Origin of the sequence: Streptomyces sp. NPDC057638 (assembly GCF_042800315.1) — a bacterium.
Taxonomy (GTDB): Bacteria; Actinomycetota; Actinomycetes; order Streptomycetales; family Streptomycetaceae; genus Streptomyces.
This window is the reverse complement of sequence record NZ_JBHVHF010000356.1, coordinates 1-7,041: the sequence shown is the minus strand read 5'-3', so window position 1 is coordinate 7,041 and position 7,041 is coordinate 1. Positions and strand designations below refer to the sequence as shown.

Genomic DNA, 7,041 nt, shown 5'->3' with positions numbered 1-7,041 from the left:
GCCGGGGGTACCCCCACCGCCTTGCGATTTCCCCCTGGGCCTTCGGCCCGGTGGGGGCACCTCCCGGGCGGAGCCTGGGGGAGTACCCCCAGCACCGGACGCCGCAGGCCCCTCCCCCTGGACTTCGTCCGGGGGGACCCCCATTCGGGCGGACGACGCTATTTGTCAGACACGGCCCAGCTCCCCCAAGCACCTGTACTCACCCCAGGCACCTCCAGAAATCCCAAATCCACACAATCACCCCAAAACATTGCATCACCCCCGCCGACCCGCACCCGCCACACCACCCGATCGGCCCCTCACACCCCCATACAGCCCTGAATCCTGCCCGAAATCGGGCAGGATTCTTGCATTACCGCAAGGTGACCCCCCAGTATCGACGGGTGCTCGAACAACGCCCAGCCGGTCGTCGGCAACCCTCGGCGCCCTCGACGCCCCCGCCACCGGCGGCGTCCGCCACGCATGACGACCTCATCGACCATCTGGTCCGCACCTCCACGCTCCAGCGCGGCGAGGCGGCCCGGGTCATCCTCGATGTGCTGGCGTACTTCGACGAGAGAACCGAGGACTACGTCCGCCGCCGTCACCGGGAACTCCAGTCCGGCGGCCTGGCGAACGCCGAGATCTTCGAGCGGATAGCCGCCGAACTGCCCCACCGCGCCGTGGCACCACCGGAGCTCTCACTCCGCCAGCTGCGCCGCATCGTCTACGGCTGACCCTCAGGGCGGGAAAGCCCCCCGACACCAGGGGCCCAGCGGCCCGGCGCCGCCATCCGGCTCAGAGCTCGACCACCCTCGGCCACTCATCCGATCTATGGAGGGGCAGAAACCCTATGTGCGGAATTGTCGGTTACATCGGTCGGCGCGATGTGGCGCCCCTGCTGCTGGAGGGCCTCCAGCGGCTGGAGTACCGCGGCTATGACTCCGCGGGGCTGGTGATCACCAGCCCCAAGGCCACCGGTCTGAAGCTGGTCAAGGCCAAGGGCCGGGTCCGCGACCTGGAGGCCCGGGTCCCCAAGCGCTTCAACGGCACCACCGGCATCGCCCACACCCGCTGGGCCACCCATGGCGCCCCCAGCGACGAGAACGCCCACCCGCACCTCTCCCCGGACGGTGCGGTCGCCGTCGTCCACAACGGCATCATCGACAACGCCTCCGAGCTGCGCGCCCGCCTCACCGCCGAGGGCGTGGTCTTCGCCTCCGAGACCGACACCGAGGTCCTCACCCACCTCATCGCCCGCTCCGCCGCCGAGACGCTGGAGGAGAAGGTCCGCCACGCGCTGAAGGTGGTCGAGGGCACCTACGGCATCGCGGTGATGCACGCGGACTTCAGCGACCGGATCGTCGTCGCCCGCAACGGCTCCCCGGTCGTCCTCGGCATCGGCGAGAAGGAGATGTTCGTCGCCTCCGACGTCGCCGCCCTGGTCGCCCACACCCGCCAGATCGTCACCCTCGACGACGGCGAGATGGCCACCCTCAAGGCCGATGACTTCCGCACCTACACCACCGAGGGCTCCACCACCACGGCCACCCCGACCACCGTGGAGTGGGAGGCCGAGTCCTACGACATGGGCGGCCACGACACGTATATGCACAAGGAGATCTCGGAGCAGGCCGACGCCGTCGACCGGGTGCTCCGGGGCCGGATCGACGACCGGTTCTCCACCGTGCACCTGGGCGGGCTCAACCTGGACGCGCGGGAGGCCCGTTCGATCCGCCGGGTCAAGATCCTGGGCTGCGGCACGTCGTACCACGCGGGCATGATCGGCGCCGGGCTGATCGAGTCCCTCGCCCGGATCCCCGCCGACGCGGAGCCCGCCTCCGAGTTCCGCTACCGCAACCCGGTGGTCGACCCCGACACCCTCTATATCGCCGTCTCCCAGTCCGGTGAGACCTATGACGTGCTCGCCGCCGTCCAGGAGCTCAAGCGCAAGGGCGCCCGCGTGCTGGGCGTGGTCAACGTGGTCGGCTCGGCCATCGCCCGCGAGGCCGACGGCGGTGTCTACGTCCACGCGGGCCCCGAGGTCTGTGTCGTCTCCACCAAGTGCTTCACCAACACCGTGGTCGCCTTCGCGCTGCTGGCGCTGCACCTCGGCCGCATCCGGGACCTCTCCGTCGCCGAGGGCCGCCGGATCATCGAGGGCCTGCGCCGCCTGCCCGCCCAGATCGCGGAGATCCTGGAGGCGGAGGACGACATCAAGAAGCTCGCCGAGGAGTACGCGGGCGCCCAGTCGATGATGTTCATCGGCCGGGTGCGCGGCTACCCGGTGGCGCTGGAGGCGTCGCTGAAGCTCAAGGAGATCTCGTATATCCACGCCGAGGCGTATCCGGCGTCCGAGCTGAAGCACGGTCCGCTGGCCCTGATCGAGCCCGCGCTGCCGACCGTGGCGATCGTGCCCGACGACGATCTGCTGGAGAAGAACCGGGCCGCGCTGGAGGAGATCAAGGCCCGCAGCGGCCGGATCCTCGCCGTGGCCCACCGCGAGCAGGAGAAGGCCGACCACACGGTCATCGTGCCGAAGAACGAGAACGAGCTGGACCCGATCCTGATGGGCATCCCGCTCCAGCTCTTCGCGTACCACACCGCCCTCGCGATGGGCCGGGACATCGACAAGCCGCGCAACCTGGCGAAGTCGGTGACCGTCGAGTAGGACACCCGCACGGGAGCGCGGTTCGCGCACCGTTCCCGGAGGGAGCGGACCGCCATCCCCCCGCGCGTCGCCACCAGGGCGCGCGGGGGGACTCTCCTCGACCGGAACGCCTGAGTCCGAGCGGCGGCCCGGCCCGCGCGGCCCGGTGGCCGGGGGCCGTCACTCCCCCACCCGGCAGCGCGTCCGCCGGGGGTGCGCTCAGCGGCGCTCACCACCCGGCGACCGTTCTGTACCCTCGCCCACCGCGCCCGGCACCTCTACGGACGAGTAGTTTCCGCCCGGGGTACGGGAGTTGAGCGGCCCTCATGCCCCGCTCCAGCGGATGGCCCGTCAGGGCTCACTCAGGGGATGACGACGACGGGACGCTGCGCCCGGCGGGCCAGCCGCCCGGCGACCGAGCCGAAGATCCGGCCCACGATGCCGTGTGTGGAGCCGACGACGATCGCGTCCGCGCTGTACTCGCGGCCGACTTCCTCCAGCTCATGACAGATGTCGCCGCCGCGCTCGACCAGGATCCACGGCACCTCGGAGAGATAGTCCGCACACGCCAGCTCCAGCCCGAGGACCTCGGTGCGATGGTCGGGCACATCCACGAAGACGGGCGGCTCACACCCCGCCCAGACGGTGGTCGGCAGCCGGTTGGCGACATGCACGATGATCAGACCGGAACCGGAGCGCCGGGCCATCCCGATGGCGTACGCCAGCGCGCGCTCACTCGATGTGGACCCGTCGAAGCCGACGACGACACCATGCCGGAACGCCGGATCGCAGGGATGGCGTGCTTCTTCGGCCGCCCGCAGATCCGACGTGGGGTCGGCCACCTGCTTGCGGTCCGCGGGTTCGGGGATCTCGTGACCTGCCATGGGTGTCTCGGCGGAGAAGTCCTCAGTGGGAGGGAACGACATGACAACGGATGCTGTGTCCGGGAATCATCTTCCCTGGCCCATACCCGCAAGGGTACGGCGACACTCCTCTCATGCCCAGGGCCGTTCGGTCCAATCGGGCGTTCCAGGGAGCATGCCCGAGCCGCCCCCGGATGGCAATGCCGCTCGGCGCCACGGCCGTACGGTGTGGCCGGGCCCCACCGTACGGCAGCGCCGGGAGCAGGAAACCGGACACCGCGGGCCGGTCCCAGGCCGTGCGCCGGGGCGCGCGCAGGCGCTCCGGCGAGTCACCGGGGAGCGACACGGGGTCGCGGGGCGCGGGTGGGGTCAGCGGGAGGCGCCGGAAGGCGGCCGGGGCACGACGCCGTGAGGAAGAGGGACCGGGCGCTCCGGAGCGTGCCCGGCGCGCGGCGCGGAATGGTGGGGCGCGGCGGGGGCACAGTGACCGCGAGGGCCTGTCCCTCGTTGGATACCGAGGTCTCCTCGGATACCGGGCCCCGCGCCACCGGCCGGGAACCAGGCACCGGATCCGCCATCGACCGCCCGCGATCCCCCAGCCCGCCAGGGAGGCCCCCCGTGCCCGCGCGCCCCTCCGCCCGGTCCCGCCCCCGGCCGCTCTCCGCCCCGCCCGCCCAGCGCCACGCCGCCCCCGGCACCGCGCCCGCACGGGCCCCCGGTCCCCCGGTGGAGCCCACGTCCCGTACCGTGCCCTCGCGCCGCCGCCGCGCGGCCGGGCCCCGCACCGGCGAGGGGGCCGCCGGGACGGTCTGGCGGGGCTCCCCCGGGCGGGCGGCGACGCCGGACCCGGTGGGCGAGGTGATCCGGTGGGCGTCGTTCGGCTGTCTGCTGGTCCCCGTGGCGCTCGTACTCTCGGGGACACCGGTGGTGGCGGCCGTCTCCGCCGCCCTGGGTCTCGCCGCCGTCACCGCCGTCTGCCGGCTCCTGCTGCGCCGCGCCGAGCGCGGACCGGCCGGGCGGCGCGGCGCGCGGACGGCCCGGACCGGCCGCCGCGGCAGCGTGCGGCCGCCCCGAGACTGACCCATTCGCACGCCCGCACCCGTATATTTTCAGCCAACTTCGCGCTACCACCCCAACCTTGGGGAAATGGCCTGCCCACCCCCTTGCCACCTGGGAAGAAAGGACCATTCGCGTCGCTTGCACCCTACGGAACGGGCCATGCGCGTGAGGCGCACTTCCCTGCGGCGCCCACGAGTGGAACGCTTCGTGATCGAATGCTTCGCGCCAAGTTCTCTGGCAGACATAGCGGGGCATGCCGAACTTGTCACGTCGGCGCCACGGGACACAGTAGATTCGATCTTGAGTGTCGAAGGCTCGGGACTCGTGCAAAACCGAGGGGAAACGTGCAGGAGCGAAAGGCCCGAAAAGAACGGGGAGACGCGAACACCGAGGGGGGCTTAGCGTCATGAGTCAGGACTCCGCCGCACCGGAGGTAGCACGAAAGCTCTCCGGGCGTCGGCGCCGGGAAGTCGTCGCGGTTCTGCTGTTCAGCGGCGGTCCCATCTTTGAGAGCTCCATCCCGCTCTCGGTGTTCGGAATTGACCGTCAGGACGCCGGAGTACCGCGCTACCGACTGCTCGTCTGCGCGGGTGAGGAAGGCCCCCTGCGGACCACGGGTGGGCTTGAACTGACCGCGCCGTACGGCCTGGAGGCCATCGGCAGGGCGGGAACCGTCGTCGTGCCGGCCTGGCGGTCGATCACCTCGCCACCGCCGCCGGAGGCGCTCGACGCCCTGCGCCGCGCGCATGAGGAAGGCGCCCGGATAGTCGGGCTGTGCACCGGGGCCTTCGTCCTCGCCGCCGCCGGTCTGCTGGACGGCCGCCCGGCCACCACCCACTGGATGTACGCGCCGACGCTGGCCAAGCGCTACCCGTCGGTGCACGTGGATCCGCGCGAGCTGTTCGTCGACGACGGCGACGTGCTGACCTCGGCGGGCACCGCGGCCGGAATTGATCTCTGTCTGCACATCGTGCGCACCGACCACGGTACGGAGGCGGCCGGGGCCCTGGCCCGAAGGCTCGTCGTACCGCCGCGCCGCAGTGGCGGTCAGGAGCGCTATCTCGACAGGTCTTTACCAGAGGAAATCGGGTCGGACCCGTTGGCCGAGGTCGTCTCGTGGGCGCTGGAACATCTTCATGAGCAGTTCGACGTGGAGACTCTGGCGGCACGGGCGTATATGAGCCGACGCACGTTCGACCGGCGATTCCGATCCCTCACCGGCAGCGCGCCACTCCAGTGGCTGATCACCCAGCGGGTGCTCCAGGCGCAGCGGCTGCTGGAGACGTCCGACTACTCGGTGGACGAGGTGGCGGGCCGCTGCGGCTTCCGCTCCCCGGTGGCCCTGCGGGGTCACTTCCGGCGGCAGCTGGGGTCCTCCCCGGCCGCCTACCGGGCCGCCTACCGGGTGCGGCGCCCCCAGGGCGACTCGGCCCCGGGCTCGCTGCCGGAGTCGGGTGTGCCGCCCCAGGCGCGCCGTACCGCCGCGGCGGCGGGCGTCCCTGGACCGTCGGCGACCTCGGCCGTCCCGCCCGAGCTGGGGAAACCCCCGTCGGGTGTGTACGTGAGCGGTCACGGCAGGCCGAGCCTGCCCGGCCCCCGGAGCGCGCCATAGAGTAGTCGTCATGAACGATCGCATGGTCTGGATCGACTGCGAGATGACTGGTCTCTCGCTGACGGACGACGCACTCATCGAGGTGGCCGCACTGGTCACCGACTCAGAACTGAATGTGCTCGGCGAAGGGGTGGACATCGTGATCCGACCCCCGGACCGGGCCCTGGAGACGATGCCCGAGGTGGTGCGGCAGATGCACACCGCCTCGGGCCTTCTCCATGAGCTGGACGGGGGCACCACCCTGGCCGAAGCGGAGGAGCGCGTACTCGCCTACATCCGTGAGCATGTGCGGGAGCCCGGCAAGGCCCCGCTCTGCGGGAACTCGGTCGGCACGGACCGCGGCTTCCTCGCCCGTGACATGACGGAGCTGGAGCGCTATCTCCACTACCGGATCGTCGATGTCTCCTCGATCAAGGAGCTGGCCCGCCGCTGGTATCCCCGGGCCTACTTCAACAGCCCGGAGAAGAGCGGCAACCACCGCGCCCTGGCCGATATCCGCGAGTCCATCGCGGAGCTGCGCTACTACCGCGAGGCCGTCTTCGTACCGCAGCCGGGACCCGACTCCGACACCGCCAAGACCATCGCCGCCAAGCACGTCCTGCCAGGCGACTGAGCACCTCGGGCCACCCCCGGCCCGGCCCCGCGACGACCCTGGCACGAGCACCCTCTCGGACCCTGTACACTTTTTCTCGGCCGGTCAGAAAAAAGACCGGTCATGGTGGGTGTAGCTCAGCTGGCAGAGCACCTGGTTGTGGTCCAGGATGTCGCGGGTTCAAGTCCCGTCACTCACCCTGAACGACTGAGGGGCTGACCGGTTCAACCGTGGATGTACGCGCCGACGCTGGCCAAGCGCTACCCGTCGGTGCACGTGGATCCGC

General features: G+C 71.0%; 6 protein-coding genes and 1 tRNA gene. 6 read left to right on the top strand and 1 reads right to left on the bottom strand.

Annotated features, from left to right (window positions below):
* Window positions 1–473: 473 nt before the first annotated feature.
* Together ACFVIM_RS30690 and glmS are read left to right on the top strand one after the other, a co-directional pair.
* Window positions 474–716 (top strand): hypothetical protein, encoded by a 243-nt coding sequence (locus ACFVIM_RS30690; RefSeq protein ID WP_384308245.1) that lies wholly within the window; start codon window positions 474–476, stop codon window positions 714–716.
* A 116-nt stretch (window positions 717–832) separates the two neighbouring features.
* Window positions 833–2,650: a glutamine--fructose-6-phosphate transaminase (isomerizing) gene (gene glmS / locus ACFVIM_RS30685; RefSeq protein ID WP_384308240.1), complete on the top strand. Its 1,818-nt coding sequence runs from the start codon at window positions 833–835 to the stop codon at window positions 2,648–2,650.
* Window positions 2,651–2,991: 341 nt separating this feature from the next.
* Here glmS and ACFVIM_RS30680 read toward each other — a convergent pair whose 3' ends face one another.
* Window positions 2,992–3,513 carry a universal stress protein gene (locus ACFVIM_RS30680; RefSeq protein ID WP_384308242.1) on the bottom strand — a complete coding sequence of 174 codons (522 nt, stop codon included), beginning with the start codon at window positions 3,511–3,513 and terminating at the stop codon, window positions 2,992–2,994.
* Between the two features lie 597 nt (window positions 3,514–4,110).
* On the opposite strand from ACFVIM_RS30680, the gene ACFVIM_RS30675 reads away from it, so the two are divergent.
* The 4 genes from ACFVIM_RS30675 (at window position 4,111) to ACFVIM_RS30660 (ending at window position 6,954) form a co-directional block, all read left to right on the top strand.
* The gene (locus tag ACFVIM_RS30675) at window positions 4,111–4,572 is read left to right on the top strand and encodes a hypothetical protein (RefSeq protein ID WP_384308237.1); all 462 of its coding nucleotides are present in this window, start codon (window positions 4,111–4,113) and stop codon (window positions 4,570–4,572) included.
* Between the two features lie 385 nt (window positions 4,573–4,957).
* On the top strand, window positions 4,958–6,163 hold the full coding sequence (locus ACFVIM_RS30670; RefSeq protein WP_384308235.1) for a GlxA family transcriptional regulator: 1,206 nt from the start codon (window positions 4,958–4,960) through the stop codon (window positions 6,161–6,163).
* A 10-nt stretch (window positions 6,164–6,173) separates the two neighbouring features.
* Window positions 6,174–6,776: an oligoribonuclease gene (gene orn / locus ACFVIM_RS30665; protein ID WP_384308232.1), complete on the top strand. Its 603-nt coding sequence runs from the start codon at window positions 6,174–6,176 to the stop codon at window positions 6,774–6,776.
* 105 nt (window positions 6,777–6,881) lie between these two features.
* A tRNA-His gene (locus ACFVIM_RS30660) sits at window positions 6,882–6,954 on the top strand.
* The last annotated feature ends 87 nt before the right edge of the window (window positions 6,955–7,041 follow it).